This is a genomic window from Paenibacillus sp. F024 (genome assembly GCF_057814255.1).
The window spans coordinates 62,384-81,163 of sequence record NZ_JBVASZ010000007.1 but is presented as its reverse complement, the minus strand read 5'-3'; the positions used below and the strand labels follow the sequence as shown (position 1 = coordinate 81,163).

At 50.1% G+C, this 18,780-nt stretch carries 16 protein-coding genes and 1 riboswitch; of the genes, 2 read left to right on the top strand and 14 right to left on the bottom strand.

From position 1 onward, the window contains the following. Positions 1–11: 11 nt before the first annotated feature. The 8 genes from ACZYR9_RS09785 to ACZYR9_RS09750 form a co-directional block, all read right to left on the bottom strand. Positions 12–1,490 (bottom strand): aldehyde dehydrogenase, encoded by a 1,479-nt coding sequence (locus ACZYR9_RS09785; protein ID WP_488978286.1) that lies wholly within the window; start codon positions 1,488–1,490, stop codon positions 12–14. 22 nt (positions 1,491–1,512) lie between these two features. After that, a complete protein-coding gene (locus tag ACZYR9_RS09780) occupies positions 1,513–2,721 on the bottom strand; it encodes a CaiB/BaiF CoA transferase family protein (RefSeq protein WP_488978285.1) in 1,209 nt (402 codons plus the stop codon). 29 nt (positions 2,722–2,750) lie between these two features. Continuing rightward, a complete protein-coding gene (locus tag ACZYR9_RS09775; protein ID WP_488978284.1) occupies positions 2,751–3,863 on the bottom strand; it encodes a zinc-binding dehydrogenase in 1,113 nt (370 codons plus the stop codon). 44 nt (positions 3,864–3,907) lie between these two features. Further along, positions 3,908–5,182 carry a TRAP transporter large permease gene (locus tag ACZYR9_RS09770; protein ID WP_488978283.1) on the bottom strand — a complete coding sequence of 425 codons (1,275 nt, stop codon included), beginning with the start codon at positions 5,180–5,182 and terminating at the stop codon, positions 3,908–3,910. A 7-nt stretch (positions 5,183–5,189) separates the two neighbouring features. Next, a complete protein-coding gene (locus ACZYR9_RS09765) occupies positions 5,190–5,681 on the bottom strand; it encodes a TRAP transporter small permease (RefSeq protein ID WP_488978282.1) in 492 nt (163 codons plus the stop codon). A gap of 77 nt (positions 5,682–5,758) precedes the next feature. Beyond that, on the bottom strand, positions 5,759–6,820 hold the full coding sequence (locus tag ACZYR9_RS09760) for a TRAP transporter substrate-binding protein (protein WP_488978281.1): 1,062 nt from the start codon (positions 6,818–6,820) through the stop codon (positions 5,759–5,761). A 445-nt stretch (positions 6,821–7,265) separates the two neighbouring features. Beyond that, positions 7,266–8,780 carry a glycoside hydrolase family 32 protein gene (locus ACZYR9_RS09755; RefSeq protein ID WP_488978280.1) on the bottom strand — a complete coding sequence of 505 codons (1,515 nt, stop codon included), beginning with the start codon at positions 8,778–8,780 and terminating at the stop codon, positions 7,266–7,268. 257 nt (positions 8,781–9,037) lie between these two features. Then, entirely contained in the window at positions 9,038–10,015 is a 978-nt protein-coding gene (locus ACZYR9_RS09750; RefSeq protein ID WP_488978279.1) for a LacI family DNA-binding transcriptional regulator, read from the bottom strand. 305 nt (positions 10,016–10,320) lie between these two features. Between ACZYR9_RS09750 and ACZYR9_RS09745 the strand changes: the two genes are divergently transcribed. Beyond that, entirely contained in the window at positions 10,321–10,995 is a 675-nt protein-coding gene (locus tag ACZYR9_RS09745) for an NAD(P)H-dependent oxidoreductase (protein WP_488978278.1), read from the top strand. A 196-nt stretch (positions 10,996–11,191) separates the two neighbouring features. Here the strand turns inward: ACZYR9_RS09745 and ACZYR9_RS09740 are convergent, their stop codons facing one another. Then, entirely contained in the window at positions 11,192–11,518 is a 327-nt protein-coding gene (locus ACZYR9_RS09740; protein WP_488978277.1) for a hypothetical protein, read from the bottom strand. A gap of 379 nt (positions 11,519–11,897) precedes the next feature. After that, positions 11,898–12,029, bottom strand: a riboswitch (cyclic di-AMP (ydaO/yuaA leader). A gap of 547 nt (positions 12,030–12,576) precedes the next feature. Here ACZYR9_RS09740 and ACZYR9_RS09735 point away from each other — a divergent pair. After that, positions 12,577–13,614: an ABC transporter substrate-binding protein gene (locus ACZYR9_RS09735; protein WP_488978276.1), complete on the top strand. Its 1,038-nt coding sequence runs from the start codon at positions 12,577–12,579 to the stop codon at positions 13,612–13,614. Positions 13,615–13,736: 122 nt separating this feature from the next. Here the strand turns inward: ACZYR9_RS09735 and ACZYR9_RS09730 are convergent, their stop codons facing one another. The 5 genes from ACZYR9_RS09730 to ACZYR9_RS09710 all read right to left on the bottom strand — a co-directional run bounded on the left by ACZYR9_RS09730 (position 13,737) and on the right by ACZYR9_RS09710 (position 18,722). Continuing rightward, entirely contained in the window at positions 13,737–14,726 is a 990-nt protein-coding gene (locus ACZYR9_RS09730) for an ABC transporter substrate-binding protein (protein ID WP_488978387.1), read from the bottom strand. Positions 14,727–14,766: 40 nt separating this feature from the next. Next, on the bottom strand, positions 14,767–15,801 hold the full coding sequence (locus tag ACZYR9_RS09725) for a FecCD family ABC transporter permease (protein WP_488978275.1): 1,035 nt from the start codon (positions 15,799–15,801) through the stop codon (positions 14,767–14,769). Continuing rightward, entirely contained in the window at positions 15,801–16,826 is a 1,026-nt protein-coding gene (locus ACZYR9_RS09720) for a FecCD family ABC transporter permease (protein ID WP_488978386.1), read from the bottom strand. Before ACZYR9_RS09720 ends, ACZYR9_RS09725 begins: the two co-directional genes overlap by 1 nt. A 92-nt stretch (positions 16,827–16,918) precedes the next feature. After that, positions 16,919–17,704: an ABC transporter ATP-binding protein gene (locus tag ACZYR9_RS09715; protein WP_488978274.1), complete on the bottom strand. Its 786-nt coding sequence runs from the start codon at positions 17,702–17,704 to the stop codon at positions 16,919–16,921. A 22-nt stretch (positions 17,705–17,726) separates the two neighbouring features. Beyond that, positions 17,727–18,722 carry a ferredoxin family protein gene (locus ACZYR9_RS09710; RefSeq protein ID WP_488978273.1) on the bottom strand — a complete coding sequence of 332 codons (996 nt, stop codon included), beginning with the start codon at positions 18,720–18,722 and terminating at the stop codon, positions 17,727–17,729. Between the last annotated feature and the right edge of the window lie 58 nt (positions 18,723–18,780).

The window sequence follows — 18,780 nt, the reverse complement described above, 5'->3', positions numbered from 1 at the left end:
TCCTTCATGTTCTAGCCCACGACGAACGGATCTCTCATTTTTTCTTCCGTTTCCACCCATACGCTTTTGACCTGCGTGTAGTCCTTCAGTACCTCAAGTCCGTTCTCGCGTCCATAGCCGCTCGCCTTGTAGCCGCCGAAAGGAGAAGCGTAGTTGGCGTTGCGGAAGGTGTTGACCCATACCGTGCCGCTGCGGATCGCGCGCGCCATCCGGTGTCCGCGGGAAATGTGGTTCGTCCATACGCCGGCGACCAGCCCGAAATCGGAATCGTTGGCGATGCGGATCGCTTCCTCCTCCGTATCAAACGGAATGACCGACAACACCGGCCCAAAGATTTCTTCGCGCGCCACGCGCATATCGTTGGTGACATTCGTAAGAATCGTCGGTTCAAAGAACAGCCCCTGCTGCAGCTCCGCCGCCTCCGGCCGTCTGCCGCCCAGCAGCACCTCGGCGCCCTCCTGCTTGGCAATGTCCACGTAGTACGCCACTTTCTCCAGCTGCGAACGGTTAGCCAGCGGGCCGACCTCCGTATTCCAGTCGCTCGGGTCGCCAAGCTTGATTTGACGTGAGCGCTCCGCCAGCTTGTTCAGGAACTCATCATAGATCGAACGCTGCAGCAGCAGCCTGGAACCGGCACTGCACGTTTGGCCGCAGGCGGCGTATATCCCAGCCATAACGCCCATGACCGCATTGTCGAGATTGGCGTCATCAAACACAATGTTCGGCGATTTGCCGCCCAGCTCGAGTGTAATCCGTTTAATGTGCTTGCCCGCGAGCGAGGCCAGCGACCGGCCGGTTTCGGTCCCGCCGGTGAACGAAATTTTGTCCACGCCCGGATGCTGGACGAGATAATTGCCGATACGGCTGCCCGGTCCGGTAACGACATTGAACACGCCGGCCGGAAATCCCGCTTCCTCCACCAGCTTAGCGAATTCCAAGATGGAGCATGGCGTCGTGGAGGAAGGCTTGATCACCATGACGTTCCCGGCAGCCAGTGCAGGCGCTGCTTTCCATGTGGTGAGCAGCAGCGGTGAATTCCACGGCGTAATCGCCCCGACAACGCCGATCGGCTCCCGCAGCGTATAGTTAAGGACCGACGTTTTGTTGAGAGGAATCACATCTCCGTGAATTTTATCGGCCATGCCGCCGAAATAGATGTAATAATCGACCAGCGATTTCAAATGCGCGGTGGTCTCCCGGATCAGCTTGCCGTTGTCCCTGGTTTCGATTTGCGCCAAGCGTTCGATGTTATTTTCGATCAAATGAGCCAGACGGATGAGAAGACGCCCTCTTTCGCTGTTCGACATTTTCGACCACGGACCTTCGTCAAATGCCTTGCGCGCCGCCTGTACGGCCAGATCGATATCCGCTTCCGCACCAACGGGGACACGTGCCCAAGCTTCGTTTGTATAAGGATTGATCGATTCGGAGCGCTCTCCGGATTGCGCTTCCACCCACTGCCCGCCAATATAAAGCTTATACTGTTCCATATGTGATCCTCCCGTGTACAAGTTAAATGATTTCGTTTTTCTTCAGTTCTTCCATCGCGGCTTTGCTTAACCCGAGCTTTCCGTACACTTCGTCGTTGCAGGCCCCTTTGTCCAAGCCGCTGTGCCGGATTTTCCCCGGGGTCCGGGACAGCTTCGGTGCGGTGTTCAGCATTTTGACCTTTCCGAAATCGCCGTCAGGCACCTCTACGATGTTGCCCCTCTCCCGGAAATGCGGATCCTCGAAAATGTCCTCGACCGTATACGTCGGGGCAATCGTTGCGTCGCATTCATGAAAGCGCGCCAGCACTTCCGGCTGCGTGTGTCGCGACATCCATTCGGCAATGATGCCTTCGATTTCCTCGGCATGCTGCAGCCGGGTTTGATTGTCTTTAAATTTCGGATCGGTAATCAAATCTTCTCTCTCCACCGCTTTCAGGATGCGTTCCACAATAGGCTGAGAGCTGCCCGAAATGGCCACCCATTTGCCGTCGGAGGTCTGATACAAGTTCCGCGGCACGGTCCACTGGGTACGGTTTCCCATGCGCTTGGGCAGAATACCGAGCTGGTCGAATTCCATCACCTGATTGCCAAGCATGCCCATGAGCGCTTCATAAATCGGCAGATCGATAAATTGCCCTTGGCCATTCCCGGAATGATCGCGTTCATATACCGCCACCATCGCGGCATAGGCCCCAAGCAGGGCCGTCGCCTGATCGGCCAATGCAAGGTTAGGCAGCAGCGGCCCGCGATCGGGATACCCGTTGATTTCGGCAAATCCGCTGAGCGCTTCAGCCAGTGTGCCAAAGCCCGGTCTGTCACTGTAAGGACCTTCTACCCCGAAGCCGGAGACCTGGACAAAAATGAGTCCGGGATTGCGTGCGCTCAGCGTTTCGTATGTGATCCCCCATTTTTTCAAGGTTTTCGGGCGAAAATTGGTGATGACGACATCCGCCGTTTCCGCCAGCTTCATGAATAATTCCTGACCTTCCGGTTTGCCCAAATTCAAGGTGACCGGTTTTTTATTGCGTGAAACGAGCTTCCATTCCAGCGATTTGCCCTCTTTTTGCCGGCCGGCGTTTCGCAAAGGATCACCCGTCGGATGCTCAACCTTGATGACCTCCGCTCCAAAATCTCCTAAATAGGTGGCCAGCATGGGTCCTGCCAATATCGTCGAGGCATCGACCACCCGTAATCCCGCAAGAGGCAATCCGCCCCGCTTCTGATCGTTCATCCTCGTCACCCCGTCCTTCTTATATATGTCTACTTCCATGGATAAAGCACAGGCTTGATCTCTTGGAAGGACTGCATTCGTTTTAATGCGACGTTAACGTCTTTTAGCACATATTCATTGGAAATCAGCTTTCCAAACGGCAGGTCCTGCTGATGCTTGCCGATAAACTGCAGCGCCTTCCAATAATGACTGATATCGCCGGAAAATGAACCGAATACCTTTAGGTTTTTCTTCGTAATCATGGAAGGCTGGATCGTCACCTTGCCTTCTCCAAGCTGCCCGACAACCATATAGCGGGCGCCTTTAGCGACAAGCTCCAGCCCTTCGGCAAAAGCCCCGGGATGGCCGGAAAACTCGAATGCCATGGTAGGTCCGCGGCCTCCCGTTTCTTCCATGACCATTGCCTTTCTGGCAACGGGATCATGCTGCTCCACGGAGATGACACAGTCGGCTCCGAACTCCTCCGCCAGCTTCAACCGGCTGTCCGGGGCGCCGATTGCGATAATTTTTTTCGCTCCGGAAACTTTAGCCACCCCGATGGCCAAGAGGCCCAGCGGTCCCGTACCCTGTATGAGCACCGTATCCGTCGGACGGATCGTACCGACTTGATCGAACGCGTTAATGACCGAACGGAAGGCGCAGCTGCTCAGGCTTGCCAATGAATCCCCCACGTTGTCAGGCACTTTAATCCGTCCCGATTCCGGCACGACATATCCGTATTGCGAGAACCCTCCCATCAGAAAAGGAGGCTTTTCCATCGTTTCGTACATATAAGCACGGCGGTTGTGGCAAAGTGTCGGCTGTCTTTCTACGGTGCAGTAGTAACACGAACCGCAGCTGGTATGGGACCAGATGATCCGGTCTCCGATCTTGAGCGATTGCCCGACCGAATCCTGGTCGGCGTTCGGACCCATGGCCACGATCCTGCCTACCATTTCGTGTCCAAGAATAACAGGTAAATCGACTTTCAGGGAAAGCGCCCCTTCCCACAGATGCACGTCCGTGCCGCAGATCGAGCAGCAGTCGATTTGCACCAGCAGTGCTCGGGGCTCCAGCTGCTGCGGCACCGGAACCTCCTCGATTTTAATTTCCTTGCCGAATTCACGTACGACGGCCGCTTGAGACGTTTTGGGTAGCTGCATATCCGCTCATAAGCTCCTTTCATTGTGGATGGTCTTCGATGAGTTTATTTGAACCAAAGGCTTAATCCCGGCATAAAGGTGATCATGCCCAGGATGCTGACTGCCGCTGTGAAGAAACAAGCGACGTAGGGCAGCATCTCCAACAGCGAGCTGTTGTTTGTCTTTGCCGCCACAAACAAATTGGCCGCGAGCGGTGGCGTAATCAGTCCAAGCTCGATGTTGGTCACCATAAGAATGCCGAAGTGAATGGGATCCATTCCAAACTGCATAGCTGCCGGATACAACAGCGGCGCCATCAGCAGCACAGCCGCATTCGTCTCCATAAACATGCCGACCAGAAACAAAATGAGATTAACGATAATCAAAAACATGATCCTGTTGTCCGTGATGTTCTGTATCGCTCCCGTCAGCATCTGGGGAACCTGCTCCAGAATCATGTAATTGTTGAATACGGACGTAAAGGCAATAATGCACAAAATGGAAATTGAGGTCAGTGCGGCTTTATAGAATACACCTGACAGCTCGCGCACCTTCAGCGTTCTGCCCGCAAGCGCCAGTACAAGACCGTACATGCAGGCGACCGCCGCCGCCTCCGTCGGCGTAAAGATGCCTCCATATATTCCGCCAAGTACGATCACGGGCATGATCAATACGGGCAGCGATTGTAATAAAGTGAGCCGCTTCGTTTGCTTGAAAACCGGAGCACCTCCGCTTTCCGGCACCCCATCTGGATTCTTTAATACCTTTTTAAGAAGCAGAAAATGCACGATAGAAAAGGCAATGACCATTAAGACGCCGGGAACCAGTGTCGCAAGAAATAAATCGGATATCGAAGCGCCCACCGCAGCTCCGTACACGATCAGCGGAATGGAGGGTGGAATCAGCACCCCAAGCAATCCGCAGGATCCCATCAGGGCCGCTACATAGCCCCGTTTGTACCCTTTGTCGACCATCCGGTTCCCGATAATACTGCCGACGGCAGCCACAGTGGCTACCGAAGAGCCCGTGATCGCACCGATAAACGCACTGGCCAGAATCGTCACATAACCGAGCATGCCCTTCAGCCAGTACAGAAACATTTCGGCGAGCTCGATCAGCCGGCCGATCAGCTTGCCTTGATTCATGATTTGTCCGGTTAAGATAAAGAACGGTATGGACAGAAGAAGAAAGGAGTTGATCGTCTGATACGGCAGGGAAGCAAAGGTATCGAGCGGAAGCCCGTTCATTTCCGCTCCGAGAAAAGCAGATAACGCAAACGCCGCGCCGATGGGTACGGCAAGTATCAATAGGATGAAAACACTAACGATAACCAAAGCCATAAAGAACTCACCTCACTTCCTCTGTACGACGCATATCACGAATCATCAGCAGCAGTTGAATCACGGCATGAAACACGGCAAGACCTGCGCCAGCCAGCAGAGCGCCGATCGGCAGCATGACCGGAATCCCCAGCTCAAGCGTTTTTTCACCGGACTTGAAAATATACATAAAAAACGGATAAACAATCGTAATGAGCACGATACTGAAGGTCAGCGTGAGAATCGCGGATAAAAAGCGAACCGCCTTCCGCAGCTTGGGCATTTTCAGCAAATCGGTCACTTCTATCGTGATATGGTCTTTCGTATAAACGGCCAATCCGAATCCGATAAAAGTGAGAACACAGATACTGAGCAATCCGATGTCCACCGTTCCCATCAATGGCATACCGAGGGCTCGAAAACATACCTGCAAAAAGATGGAAACCAGCATGACGACAAAAGCAATGATGACGATCGCTTTTTCAATCCGTGCAATTGTATTTTCGATACGCTCCAACACGTTAATCACCACCGTATCACAAAATGTGTCTGCAGCCGGGCACATGGGTTCGCTTACCCGGCTGCACCCGGATGTTTTTATTTCAATGCCGCAATCTCTTCTCTCAGCTTCGATATCCGGTCAGTGCCATAGACATCGGCGAATTTATCCCATAAGGAGCGGCCGATTTCTTTGAAAGCCGCAATTTCCTCCGGCGACAAATCGATAACCTCGATTTTTTCATCCTTTAATTTTTGTACGTAGGAATCGATCAGCTTGCGGTTCTCCGTAATCTGCCACTGCTGCGTTTCCCTCGCGGCTTCTTCAAGCGCTTTCTGCTGCTCGGGCGCCAAGCCGTCCCAGGTTTTCTGACCGATGCTTATCGTGCCGGATGCATAAACGTGATTCAGACGGGTTATGAATTTGTTCGTCTCATGCAGCTTATTGTCGTAAGTAATGATCAGGCCGTTGTCTTGTCCGTCTACGACGCCCTGCTGCAAGGAGGTATACAGCTCCGGCATCGGAATCGATACCGCTTGGGATTCCACCGCTTCAAAGAAGCCTTTGATCGCGCGGGAGCCCGGAACCCTCAGCTTAAGTCCCTTCATTTCGGCAGGTGTTTTGACCAGATGCTTGGAGTTTGTCAATCCGCGAAACTCCAGCTCGTAGAAGCCCAAAGCAAGAATGTTGTGCTTTTTCAGCGTTTCTTTAATTGTCGTCGGTATAATGCCGCTGCCATAAAAAAGCTTATCCGCCTGCTCGTTGTTCTCCGCTATGTAAGGCATGTAGCTGAAGTCCAGCAGAGGATCCATCCCGGCCAGCGATCCTTGATTCAAGAAGGCCATATCCAAAGTGCCACGGGATAAATTCTGCCCGAGCGCTTCGTCGCCCCCGATTTGGCTTGCCGGAAAAACGCTGATTTTTACGGCGCCGTTTGTTTTTTGGCTGACCAGATCGGCAAACTTTTTGGAGGCTTGATCCGTGACGCTGTTGGCGGCAAATACATGGCCCAGACGCATATTTACCGACTTGATGTCTCCCGAAGAAGCAGCGGAGCCACCGGAAGAAGGAGGCGCCGAAGAGGATGAAGAGCAGCCTGCAGCGATCAATGAAACGGCCGTAGTCAAAGCCATGCACAGCATAAACGGTTTTTTAAACATATTTCTAACTCCCCTCAGTATTTGTAAACCTTAATGGCTTTCTCTGACTGACCTGAAGTTGAACGAACTCGATCAAAACCGCTATTTTTCACCCATCCCCCTTTATTACTAAACAGAATCTGTTTTCAGAAAACGGTTTCGGAAAACGGTTTCGGAAAACGGTTTCTGAAATGGATAAAAAAAATTAAGTGCTTCGACCTTTATTGTAACCGTTGTCAGAAAACGATTTCTGAAATACATATTAACAAGTTTATTTTTCTTTTGTCAATCCTTTTTTACGGCTGAGGTGGAACCCGCGGATAAACAAAAATATGATCGAGAAAGGTTGGACTAAAAAGGATCTATCATAAAGCCTGCTTTTAAGTCCGGATCGGCTAAATAAAATAAGCCAGGTACCACCATCCTAATGGTATCTGGCTGCCTGGCTTATTAATACCATACGAGCCTAAAGAATATCCCATTTATGAAAGGAATTGATCTTGCATAATCCCTTGGAATAAGCCTTAATCCCCAATGATTCCGACCCGGGATAAATGCGGGCCGTCATCACTTTCTCGCCGTCTTGAATAAACACTTCCACGGAAGATTTATCTACGAAAACACGAAGCTTAAGCATGCCATCGGCCAACTCGACTTCAGCGGTTCTCTCCCCTTTGGGTCCGATTCCCGCACGGTCACGGTTCAACCGGAAAAGCTTATCGTACGGGCGGTAATACAGAACGGTCTCCTCGCTGCCGTGAACGCGAAGCTTCAATCCGAATTCTTCAGCCTCCGACGCTTCAAATACAACCTGCAGCTCATAGCAGTCTCCACCGGTCTCCATATCACGCTCCCCTTCCAGAGAAACATCATGGATTGCAAAGGCATTGCTGCGGTACTCGATGACTTCTTCTACAGGGCGGAACAAGAGACGGTTTCCGTCAAGCACTGCCTCTCTAGGCAGGCTCATGGCCCCAGCCCAGTGATGGCCTTGCTGTGTCGGCATTGGGCTCTCCCACATATCCATCCAGCCGATCACGATTCTTCTGCCTTTCTCATCGACGGTCGATTGCGGTGCATAAAAATCGAATCCGTGATCGACCTGCGCATAACGGTCGTAATGAAACCGGCCTTGCTCCGTATCTAACCGGCCAAGCATATACATAGTGGAATGCAGATTGCGGTACTCGTGTCCCTGTGCAGGCATACGCTGCGGGGACAGCATGAATACGTCCTTATCCCCAAGCGTAAACAAATCGGGACATTCCCAGTTATCGCCTAACCGGCCGTCGCTTCTGGCGATTTCATTGACAAACGTCCAATGAATCAAGTCGTCGGAACGATAAAGCAGCACAAGACCGTTTCCTTCCCCGTCGTTAGAGCCCAGTACGACATAATACCTGCCGCTGCGCTCGAACACCTTTGGATCGCGGAAATCCTTCCGGCTTACCCCTTGGGGAATTTGATCATAGCCGATGACGGGATTGTCCGCCCACTTCTTAAAGACGACGCCGTCTTCCGATACGGCAATGCCTTGGGATTGTTTATAATCGCGATCCTTGTCCGGCCCCGTCATCACATGACCGGTATACATCAAATACAGACTGCCGTCCTTTTCAATGGCACTGCCGGAGAAACAGCCGTCTTTGTCAAAATCGGTATCCGGCGCCAAAGCAACCGGAAGGTACTCCCATTTGATGAGATCCCGGCTTACGGCATGCCCCCAATGCATAGGTCCCCATACCGGCCGGTAAGGGAAGTGCTGGTAAAACAGGTGGTACTGTCCATGATAGTAAACAAATCCGTTCGGATCGTTCATCCAGCCAAATTCACTCATGAGATGATAATGCAGCCTATAATCCGAACGAAGGAGATGTTTATTTTCAGCAATAAAACGGTCGGCTTTATTTGTAGTGTAAAGAATATTGCATCCTACCCTTACTTTTAATTTGATGGAGCCCTTTATAACGTCTTGAATCATGCGCCTATGGCAAACAAAATCATCCTGAAGAACGATTCATTCCTTCAGCACTATTGATTAGCCAAAAGTTACATAGGATTAATCGCTTACAGATCGAATTATAAACGGCATAAATGTTTATGTCAAACGTTTGACATACCAATCCTTTTACATGAACATCTTAGCCATTCGTATAGCAAAAGGACCAGGCTGTGCAATATATCAGCCAGGTCCTTCTACTAATTCTACCGTACTTAAACACTCTATTTTTAAGATTGTTAAGTAGTGGCTCTTTCCACCAGCTCAACTTCCAATACGTGCTTTTTTTCCAAAGGCTCTCCGTCCATTTGCTTGCGAATCAGCTCCACGGCCAAACGGCCGATCTCACTGATGGGCTGTCTTACGGTGGTTATGGCGGGCGTCAACCATGAAGCGGCATTCACATCATCATATCCGATGATGCGTACCTCGTCCGGAATGCGCTTTGCGGATCTGCCGCATTCCTTCACGGCAAATGCCGCGATAATGTCACTGGCCGCAAAAATACCGTCAATATCGGGATGCTCGAGGAATAAAGAACGAATAATACGCTCATACTGCCCTTGATCGAATACATTCATATCGGTCTGAAGGATCACATGCTCTATCGCATGTTTGGAAGCAACCTGTTCAAACGCCACGCTTCTTTGGTTCGCAAGCAGCTCAAGCTCCAAATTGCCGCAGATATGCGCGATTTTTTTGCACCCTTTGCGAATCAACAGCTCGGTTGCCAGTTTTCCTCCTTTATAATTGTCCGAAGAAATAAAAGGAATACTATCCCCCATTTTTCTGTCAATCGTGACCAAGGGTGAACGCAGGCTCATGTATTCTTCCACTTCCAGGGTATGGCTGCCCATAATAATGCCATCCACCCGATTGCGCTTCAGCATCTCGATATAATCTTTTTCTTTCACAGGGTCCAAATGCGAATTGCAGAGCAGGACCTTGAAGCCATTCTGATAAGCATGATATTCCACATGATTCGCAAGCTCTGAGAAAAAAGGATGTGAGACGTCAGGAATGATCAAACCGATGATGTTGGACTGCTTGCGCAGCAGTGAACGCGCAATCTCGTTTGGTTGATATGCCAGTTCATCCATCGATTGATACACTTTGCTGCGAGTCGCCTCGCTGATATAACCCCGGTTGTTCAGCACGCGCGATACGGTCGTTACCGATACGCCTGCCTTCTTTGCCACATCATGAATAGTCGCCATAACTACCTCTTATCACGGTTTAAGGATGGTTTTATATATCAGAACTATATCTTAATGATTGCAGCTTCACAAGGCAAGTATTAAAGATACACACATGTGGACAACTTAATTTGTGGATATGTTAACACAATCGAAAAAATAGTTGTACAGTGTGAATAAAATGATTGTTAATGATGTGGATAAGATTGTGGATAAAAAGCCGAACCTATCTCATGAACTCATGGACGGCTTCGAGAATTCAGAAGGACCGGACAAATGTGGTATGATAAAAAGATCACGAAAAGCAAGAAAGGAAGGACTACGCCATGAACCAGACGACGACGAAAAAGCAAGACATACTGGATGCCTTTTATTTCAGACATGCTACCAAACAATTCGACCCGACGAAAACCATTTCCGATGAGGATTTTCAGTTTATTCTGGAAACCGGAAGATTATCCCCAAGCTCCGTCGGCTTTGAGCCTTGGAAATTCCTGATCGTTCAGGACGAAGCTTTGAGAGAAAAGTTAAAAAAGGTGTCCTGGGGAGCACAGGGACAGCTTCCGACGGCCAGTCATTTCATGATCATTCTTGCCCGGAGAAACGTAAGATACGATTCCGACTATGTATACAACCTTTGTAAAAATGTAAAGAAGATGCCACCTGAAACATTGGAACGCATCCCGACCGTATATCGAAAATTCCAGGAATCGGATCTTCATTTGCTTGATAATGAGCGAACCTTGTTCGATTGGGCCTGCAAGCAAACCTATATCGCCCTTGCCAACATGATGACCGCGGCGGCTCTGATCGGGATTGATTCCTGTCCCATTGAAGGCTTCGATTTTGATGAGGTGCACAAGATTCTCGATGAGGAAGGACTGCTGGAAAACGGAAATCTGGACATATCGGTCATGGCCGCATTCGGATACCGCGCCCAAGACCCGCATCGTCCGAAGTCAAGACAAAACCTGGAGGATATTGTTCAGTGGATTAAATAAACCGGCGCAACAAGCGCCTCCCGGATCGCGCATTGCGATTCGGGAGGCGCTTGTTTATTATCTCAAGATGATATGATTTGGAGCCAACCAAGGTTCGGATACTGCTGCGTATGCTTTCCTCCGCTTCAGGTGCAAGCGGGGGCGGCAATCCGAAATTGAGAAAAGTAAAAACTTCTTATCACCGATTCGAATAAAATTATAAGACCGATTTCACGGCTTGCCACAAAGCGTCGCATAGCTCGCGAGCCTTCACTTCAAGACTTGAAGTCTGGATCAGCCATTCATTGGACAGGTTGTCAACCCGAAGGGAACTATCGTATTGGTGCAAATAAGCCATCATTTGTCCTATCGTTAATAACGGAAGCGCCTTCTCTTTCTGAAAACCGTCCATGTAATAGATCATCTCTTCTTGTCCGGCAAAGAAAATGTATTCCCCTTCTTCCGGAGTCCATTGTTGACGCAGCTTATCTTCTTGTTCTTTGGAAAGCTGCTGCAAATGAGCGGAAGTAATTCTCTGCATCATGGCATGTTCCTCTCGTGGGGCTCTATTTTCTTACTTTTTCGTTTATCCAAAACCTCTTCTTTGGTAGGAACAGTGAATTCACTTTTAGGCCGGGTCCACCCATCGTCACAATAACAAAAACCCTGTTCATCCTTATATAAAATTTCGACGACTTTTCCATCTTTGGTTTTCATGATCATGACTTCATGGCATCTCCTTTTTAAAGAAGAGCTTCGTCTTAACCGGCTCCTCCTTTAAAAATCTCCACATCAAAAAACCCGCAATTAGCAGCATGATCGCATTTGCGTTTAACGATCAACAGCTATATGGCGGGTCTAAAAAACAAAAAAGACCCGTTATACGGGTCCACGTTACCGAGCATTCGTACAAAACAACGAATTGTGACCCATCCAACTGCTGACGAGGTTAGCTGCCGGGCTCGGGAAAGATGGTTCCCTACAATCTATTGATTCGCCCCAGAAAATTGGTTCCCCCGCTTTCCGATGACTCGGAAATTAAGCGTAATAATATAATACCCAATAGTTAAATATTCGTCAATCAAAGAAAACTTTTATTTCTATTTATGATAATATTTAACAAATTCACTCCCTGAGAACCTGCCTGTTCTTGACCATGCAAGTGCCCCATCGATTCGTCCGCTCCACCCACTTGCATTCGCCGCTACAAAGATGCCGACCTCAATACAAAGGCGGTTAGTAATCCGTCAGAAGAGACTCTTCCTTCATATCCGGCCTTTTTCCCATTTATAAATCCGGCTCTGTTCCTTGGCTTAAACCTTTCTTAAAAATCACCCGCAAAAATATTGACAATGATTCTCATTGTCATTTAATATAAAAGAGTTCCTTCACCATCTTTCTCCAGATACTCGGAACTTTGAGGGCATGCGCATGTACGCTCCAGATTCGTTATATCAACGTTCTGTCGGCTATCTCATTGGAACGCCCTTGGACTCCGATATTCGAGACTTTCCCGTTTTAATGGCTGTAAAAAGTTGTTGATCGGGAATGGATAAAGGACGGCAGACAGCAGCAGATTTAGAATTCAAGGAGTCGATCTATTTGTTAACCCTGTTTAAGAAAAGCTTTGTTAGTCTACTGGCACTCGTCATCCTCTCTGTTTTGGCGCTAACGGGATGCGGCGCGAATCAAACAGCAAGCCCTGGTCCAAATCCAGCTGAGTCTACCCCCGCAGCCGAACCCGCAACAAACGCGGTTATCCGAATCGGGTATATTAATATTATTTCAATGGCACCGGCGATTATTGCAGAAAAGCAAAAGCTCATGGAAGCGCAAGGCATCAAAGCTGAGTTTTATCCTTTTGCCAACGGTCCTGATCTCAACAAAGCTTTATCTTCCGGCAAGCTCGACTTTGCCTATACCGGTATTCCCGTTGCCGTGAATTGGGCTTCACGCGGTGCGGATATTGAGGTCATCGCCAAAGTCGGAGACGGTACATTCGGTCTGTTAGCTAAAGAAAATCCGGCATCCTCCCAAGACTTTGTTTTTAAAGGCAAAAAGATCGGATTTTTAGGAAAAGGCACAGGCTCTGATATTCTTCTGCGCGGTTTCTTATTGCCGGAGGAAAAGCTGGATGATACCTCTGTACATCTCATGGAAATGCCGTTCAACAATATGGAGCAAGCCATCAACAACAATACGGTGGATGCGGCTCTCTCCAGCGAACCGTTCGTTACCTTCGCCGAATTGCGTGGATTAAAGGTCGTTAAAGAACTGCCGGACCCTGCGATCGTTGTTCTGGTTCACAAAACCTTTGCCAAAGACCATGAAGATTTAGTGGAAAAGTTCATGCAGGGACATCTGGCCTCCATTGCTTATATGAACGAGCACAAGAAGGAATCGGCGGAAATTCTCTCCAAATCGTTCAATGTCCCGGAAATTAAAGCGGCGGATGGAAAAACCCGGACTCCTGCCGAAGTCATGGAAATCGCTTTGACGAAGCATCAGTTTGCAGCCCGGTTTACGGATAGCGATTTTGCGTTCTATCAGCAAATTGCCGATGCGAATCATCGTTTGAAGCTGATCGATCAACCTCTGGACATCAAAACCATCATGAATTTGACCTGGATTAAACCGTAACGAATACCTTTGAAGACACACTTTACACCATGGAAGATCCATTCATAGAATCATAAAAGGCCGCGTCATAAGTCATTTCGGATGACTTGTGGCGCGGCCTTTATTTCAGCCGGACAAAACCGTTATTTTTGATTTTGCTTCACGATGAGATCGACCAGAACGTCGAGCTGCTTCTCTAAATTGAGCCCGTCGGTCATCCAGAATTGTTTATAATCCAAATAATAAACGTGGTTATGCTTCACAGCGGGAAGGGTTTTCCAAACGGCTCCATTCGCCACTTCCTTTGCCCGTTCAGCTCCACCGTCCGGTTCGTATACCGTAATAAACATATGATCGGCGGCAAAGTCGGGCAGTACCTCCAAGGAAATGTCTTTTCCTTTGCCATCCGGGAAGATTTCCTTTGCTATTTTGTCCTGAGGCTTGTATTTGAACATCTCGAACAGATTGTAGCCCGCATCGCGTGTTTGGGGCCATACCCAAAGGTTTTTTGCCCAAATGGAGTAGCTTCCTACCGTTTCGTCCGGACCGATGATGCCGTTTAATTTGGCCTTCGCTTCTTCAGCCTTTTGCTTATATCGGGCAATGAAGGCTTCCGCTTCTTTTTCTTTGCCAAGCAGCATTCCGAAGGTTTTCACTTCTTCAAGGGGGTCCCCGCCATCCAGGACCACGGAAGGAAGCGCCACGGTAGGAGCGATTTTTTTCAGCTGCTCAACCGTTTCAGACGGTAAATACGTCGGCACAATAATTAAATCCGGATTCAGCTCCAGTACCTTCTCAACGGATACGTCCCCGACATCGGCTACGCCTTCAAGCTCCTTCTTCAGAAGAACGGAATTGTTTAAAGCGATCGAACCGGCGCCAACCGGTTTGACCCCGAGCGCGAGCAGATCTCCCAAGAATGTAATGGCAGCGATTCGCTCCGGATGAACCGGTACTTCAATGTCTCCATTGGCCGCTTTAAATATCTTCGTATTTTTGCCGTCCTCAGAGGATGAACCGTCGGCCTGCCCCGACGGAGCGCCCGACGGCCCGGATCCCGCTTGACCGCCGCAGGCTGTGAGAACCATCATAAGCAATATCAGCAGGCTGAGGATCAGCTTCTTTTTTTTCATCAAAAACACAACATTTCCCTCCATATATCCAAGATAATTTTCAAGACTTCGCATGCGCCAGCAGGTAAAGAAAATATGGCGCTCCAATCACGGCAACGATGATGCCTGCCGGAACCTCTGACGGCTGTACAATCCAACGGCCCAGTGTATCCGCCACAATAAGCAGCAAAGCTCCAATCCATGCGGACGCCGGCAGCAGCATTTGATGCTTCGACCCGACAAGCCTTCGCGCCAAATGCGGACCGATCAGCCCGATAAACCCGATGCCCCCGCTCACCGCTACACATGACCCGGCCAAGCCCACCGATGCGGCCAACAGCATAAGCCTTTCCCTCTCAACCGGCGCTCCGAGCCCGAGGGCGGTCTGCTCACCCAAATTCAGCACGTTCATCACGCGGGCTTTGTAAAACACAAACGGCAGAAGCACTGCAATCCATGGCAAAAGAGCAAGCACAAACTTCCAGTTCGAGCCCCATATACTGCCTGCGAGCCAGGTGGCCACAAACTGATATTGACTCGGATCAAACCGCTGCGTCAGAACGATCATTGCCGCACTTATGCCTGTGGCTACGGCAATCCCGGTAAGCAGCAGCCTTGTCGGCGTAATTCCCTCATGGCGTTTGTATGCAAGAATGTAGATCAGTGCGGCGGTGAGTCCCGCACCCGTAAAAGCGATCACCGGAAGCCAAGTGACCGGTACAGCGGCTGAAGTCGGAAATAAAAAAATAAACAGCATCACCATCAAACCCGCACCTGCGTTAATGCCAAGAATACCGGGGTCAGCCAGCGCGTTGCGGGTGATGCCCTGCAGAATACAGCCGGACACGGACAGGCCCGCACCTGCCAGAACGGCAATGATAATGCGGGGCAAACGGAATTCAAACAGAATCAATTCCTGTTTTTCTGTTCCCCATCCCATTAACGTCCTCATCACATCAAGCGGAGACAGACGAATATGTCCGGTGTTCATGCTGATGATGAAAGCGGCGATAATCAGAATGGCAACGATGGCCATAACGATAAAACCGCGTGTTGTTCTTCGTTTTTCCAGAACGGATTCCGGCGTGATTCCCATTACAGCCCCCTCCTTTCTTTACGCGCGAGGCAGAGAAAGAAAGGAACCCCGATGAAAGCGATGAGCGCACCTAACGGCGTTTCGAAAGGTGGATGAATCATTCTTGCCGCCAGGTCGGCAAAAACCATGAGAAGACTTCCCAGTACGGCCGAGCAAGGAATGATCCACCGGTAATCAACTCCGACCAGAAGCCGGGCTGCATGAGGAATCATCAGGCCGACGAAACCGATGGTGCCAACGACAGAAACCGCCGCACCGGCAAGAATAAGGACGATCACCAATCCCATAAGCTTGACCAGCTCCGTGCGCTGGCCAAGTCCAGCCGCAATCTCTTCCCCGAGGCTTAGCAGCGTGATGGAACGGGACAGCAGCGTGGCGGCAATCATCCCGCCGAGAACCCAGGGAAGGATGATCCGCAATTCATTCCATTGGGTGCCCGCCAGCCCTCCCGCATACCAGAAAGCCAGATCTTGAGCAATATTATAATAGATCGCGATGCCTTGGCTTAGCGCCGACAGCAACGCGGTGACGGCCGCACCGGCAAGGACAAGGCGAACCGGTGTCAGCCCGCCGGCCGCCGAAATACCGATGCCATAGACCAAACCGGCCCCAAGTCCGGCTCCCAGAAAAGAACACACCATCAGATAAATAAAAGGAAGGCCGGGAAATAAGGCGTAGCACAGCGACATGGCGAAGCCCGCGCCGGCATTCAGTCCCAGTAGACCGGCATCCGCCAGCGGATTGCGGGTCATGCCCTGCATCAAAGCTCCGGCAATGGCAAAGGCCGCCCCGACGACGGCCCCTGCGAGCACCCGCGGCAATCGCAGCTCCCGAATAATCTGATGAGCGGTTTGATCCGGGTCAAAACGGAATACAGCCTCCCAAACCGTCATCATTCCGATATCCGCCGCACCGAAGGAAATGGATACCGCGATGCCAAGAATAAGTGCGGCAAGCCCTCCAATCAAGACAATGACGGCAGCCCCGGACCGAGAATGCAGCTTTTGTTTCGTCGAATCCGCAATGGGCTCCGTTGCTTCAGTTATTGACACATTAAAACATCCTCACTATAAAATTCATAACGGCTATGTTGGCTATGGCCTGATAGGCTTCCTTCCTATGCCAGCGCAAAGGGAAGGCATAAAGGGACCCCGTTTCTCGGATCAACAATAATGTCCGCTTCGATCCCAAAAACCTCCTTAAGCACTTCCTTGGTCATCACCTTAACCGGATTTCCTTCACTGACCACTTTTCCTTGCTTTATGGCCACCACATGGTGGGCATATCGGGAGGCATGATTCAAATCATGGACGACCATAATAATCGTTCGCCGTTCTTCCTGGTTCAGCTTCATTAGCAGCTGATGCACTTCCAGCTGATGGGCCATATCCAGAAAGGTCGTAGGCTCATCGAGAAAAAGAATTGGAGTGCCCTGGGCCAAAGCCATCGCGATCCACGCGCGCTGACGCTGTCCACCGGAGAGCTGGTCTACCGGACGATCATAAAACCCCGTCATCCCCGTGACTTGAATCGCCCACTGAATCATTTGTTTGTCTTCCTTCGTCAGTGTTCCAAAGCCTTTTTGATGCGGAAACCGGCCGTAGGATACAAGCTCGCCGACCGTCAGCCCATCAGGAGCAGCGGGGTTTTGCGGAAGAATAGCCACCTGTTTGGCTACTTCTTTGGTCGATTGTCTATAGATCGATTTGCCGTCCAGATATACATGTCCCCCCGCAGGCTTCATAATTCTGGCCATCGCCTTCAGAATGGTTGACTTTCCCGAGCCGTTGGCGCCTACAAGAGCGGTAATTTTCCCTTCCGGAAAGTGCAGATTTAAATCCTCGACAATGATTCGGTCCGCATAAGCAATATTCAAATGCTCCGAGTAAAGACTCTGCTTCATAATTTACCCCCTTCCGAGCGGATTAAAGTTGGATTAGCCTGGAGACATGATACTGCTGAACATCCTTCAATTCATATCCGCATCCGCCCATTTTGATGCTGCCTGCGGGAACGACGGTTCCTTCATATGCTCCCGAGACCGTCCCATCTGCAGAAGCATAATCGATTCTCACCACTACGGAATGTCCTTCCTCTCTCCATACCGTGCCTTTTTTGTTATAGTCAATCCAATCCCATCCTTCGCGAATGAGAATTTCCCGCTCCACCATTTGCTCATATTTTCCGACTCCGCCCCACCCCCGGTATTTTTGGGAAATATCTGAAAACGGCCCTTGGCGAAGAACAAGCGTGTCCAAATCTTCCGGCTCCACTTGGGCCCAATAGCGACCTTCAGGCAAATCGGCAATCGTAGGCGCATAACGATGACCGCCAAAATGACTGACGCGCCAAACCCTAAGCTGTCCGGACGATTTCGCAGCATAATGCTCTTCGAGCCTGTTATACATGGGGTAACCTAATTTACCGCAGCACACATCATGACTTCCATGGGTACAGACAAACAAATCTCTGACCTCTTCCGCATGCAGCCTATAGGATGCAAAATTGTCTATAGACCCGGAGCCGTTCAGAAGCGCCTCAGCTAAAGCGTTCAACTCCGCTTCGGGAGCTATGTATTCCTTCTTCTCATACCGGGCAAAAGGGGACGCCGGCTTCCGATAGTAGATGACTCTTCTGTACCCTGCAGGCGAAGGGTTAGCATCGGATACAAACGATAAAAAACGAAACTTCTGCCCGTTTTTCCCCGCCTTTTTGAGGACCTCCGTAAAGCCCTTCGGAAAATGCTTGGAAGCTGTAACATCATAGTCCCAGGGAACCGGCACTTCGACGAACAGATAACGCTCATGCATAGCTGCCGAACCGATGGGATCCTCCCGGACCAGCTTGGCGACCGCAGCACACATATCCTTCTCGCTGCACTCACTTATACATTGATCTTGAATGACAGAATGGGTTTCCAATCCTTAGCCCCCTAGACCATTTAGATCGGTATTTTTTGTAAGAATAAATATATTGATA

Bases quoted from the DNA above. Each gene is read 5' to 3' on its own strand.
- ACZYR9_RS09780 (WP_488978285.1), bottom strand. From the start codon at position 2,721: ATGAACGATCAGAAGCGGGGCGGATTGCCTCTTGCGGGATTACGGGTG.
- ACZYR9_RS09745 (WP_488978278.1), top strand. From the start codon at position 10,321: ATGAACCAGACGACGACGAAAAAGCAAGACATACTGGATGCCTTTTAT.
- ACZYR9_RS09740 (WP_488978277.1), bottom strand. From the start codon at position 11,518: ATGATGCAGAGAATTACTTCCGCTCATTTGCAGCAGCTTTCCAAAGAA.
- ACZYR9_RS09750 (WP_488978279.1), bottom strand. From the start codon at position 10,015: ATGGCGACTATTCATGATGTGGCAAAGAAGGCAGGCGTATCGGTAACG.
- ACZYR9_RS09730 (WP_488978387.1), bottom strand. From the start codon at position 14,726: ATGAAAAAAAAGAAGCTGATCCTCAGCCTGCTGATATTGCTTATGATG.
- ACZYR9_RS09760 (WP_488978281.1), bottom strand. From the start codon at position 6,820: ATGTTTAAAAAACCGTTTATGCTGTGCATGGCTTTGACTACGGCCGTT.
- ACZYR9_RS09775 (WP_488978284.1), bottom strand. From the start codon at position 3,863: ATGCAGCTACCCAAAACGTCTCAAGCGGCCGTCGTACGTGAATTCGGC.
- ACZYR9_RS09715 (WP_488978274.1), bottom strand. From the start codon at position 17,704: ATGAAGCAGAGTCTTTACTCGGAGCATTTGAATATTGCTTATGCGGAC.
- ACZYR9_RS09755 (WP_488978280.1), bottom strand. From the start codon at position 8,780: ATGATTCAAGACGTTATAAAGGGCTCCATCAAATTAAAAGTAAGGGTA.
- ACZYR9_RS09785 (WP_488978286.1), bottom strand. From the start codon at position 1,490: ATGGAACAGTATAAGCTTTATATTGGCGGGCAGTGGGTGGAAGCGCAA.
- ACZYR9_RS09725 (WP_488978275.1), bottom strand. From the start codon at position 15,801: ATGGGAATCACGCCGGAATCCGTTCTGGAAAAACGAAGAACAACACGC.
- ACZYR9_RS09770 (WP_488978283.1), bottom strand. From the start codon at position 5,182: ATGGCTTTGGTTATCGTTAGTGTTTTCATCCTATTGATACTTGCCGTA.